The sequence below is a fragment of the Corallococcus sp. CA041A genome (assembly GCF_003612075.1).
Classification (GTDB): Bacteria; Myxococcota; Myxococcia; order Myxococcales; family Myxococcaceae; genus Corallococcus; species Corallococcus exiguus.
The window spans coordinates 1-1186 of record NZ_RAWF01000547.1; the positions used below are offsets into that span (position 1 = coordinate 1).

Genomic DNA, 1186 nt, shown 5'->3' on the forward strand with positions numbered 1-1186 from the left:
GCCTTCGCCGGGTGGGCCTCGTGGACGAGCTGGCCGCGGGGGCCGTGGGGCTGGGCCTGCTGTCGCTGACGCTCATCGGCCTGGGGCAGCTCCCTCGGGGGCCTGTCCGCCCGGCGGGTGGGAAGGCGTGGAAGCGGACGCCGAAGGACTTCCCCATCTCCGGCGAGATGGTGCCGGAGGAGTTCGCCGCGTCGATGGCGTCCGGCCACTGACGCTCAGGGACGGCGCTCGATGCCGATGGCGATGGAGGGGCCGGTGAGGGCCTCGCCGGTGCCGTCGGAGAGCGACACGATGCCCAGGCTGGCGGAGAGCACGGTGGTGCCGGCGCCGCCGGTGCCCTTGAGGAAGCTGCGCACGCCCAGCTCGCCGAAGTTCCATCCGCTGGCCGAGCCTCCGCCCGCACCGAAGAGGGAGAGGCTGGGCGTGAGGGGCACCTGGACCTCGCCGCGTCCGGAGCCGAAGCGGAACTGGTTGTCGCGCGAGAGGATGGCGGAGTTCCACGCGATGTGGAACCCGTCGAGCGCTCCCAGCCGCAGCACCTGCTGGAAGGACACTCCCGCGTTGGAGTCGCAGAAGGTCCTGGGGTTGATGGGCTCGTAGGTGTTGGGGTCGTAGTCGAACTGGGTGATGCACGCCTTCTGTCCGAACAGCGCGCCCGCGCCGATGCCGACCTCCAGGAAGTCGGTGGAGTAGGCCGCGGCCACGTACGCGGAGCCCGGCGAGTGGCGCAGGCCGGTGCCCAGGCCGAAGCCGACGGGATCCAACTGCGCGCTCAACACCAGGGGCAGGTCCCCGGGCCGCCACGCGATGAACGCATCCAGGAGCAGGCCGCCCGCGCGAGCGGACTTCCCCTCGCGCGTCTTCGCGTCCAGCGCGAGGAAGGGCCGGGCATGGAAGCCGTAGCGCAGCCGAGGCACACCGGGCTCGGGGAAGAAGAGGCGCGCGGTGGCGGGGGCGTCGGTGACGACGGCGGTGTCGCCCACGCGCACGTTCTCACCGCGGCCCAGGCGGGCGATGGCGGAGTCCTCGCGCGATTCAATGACCTTCAGCACCACCTCGCGGGAGTCCTGCGTGCGCACGCGGACGCGGGTGCCTTCGCCCAGGCCGGCCAGGGCACCCCCGGAGAGCGTCACGTCGCCATCCTTCACGGCGGTGACGGTGAGCCGCGCGGAGGAGGGGGTGGCCG

2 protein-coding genes are annotated in these 1186 nt (G+C 72.7%); one reads left to right on the forward strand and one right to left on the reverse strand.

Translation table 11 applies throughout. The features are described from left to right. Positions 1-212, forward strand: a 212-nt coding sequence (locus D7V77_RS44115) for a hypothetical protein (protein WP_158624598.1), incomplete at its 5' end; no start/stop codon positions are given. Positions 213-215: 3 nt separating this feature from the next. On the opposite strand, the gene D7V77_RS44120 is transcribed toward D7V77_RS44115, so the two are convergent. Beyond that, positions 216-1186 (reverse strand): hypothetical protein (locus tag D7V77_RS44120; RefSeq protein WP_158624599.1); only part of this gene is annotated, 971 nt, incomplete at its 5' end.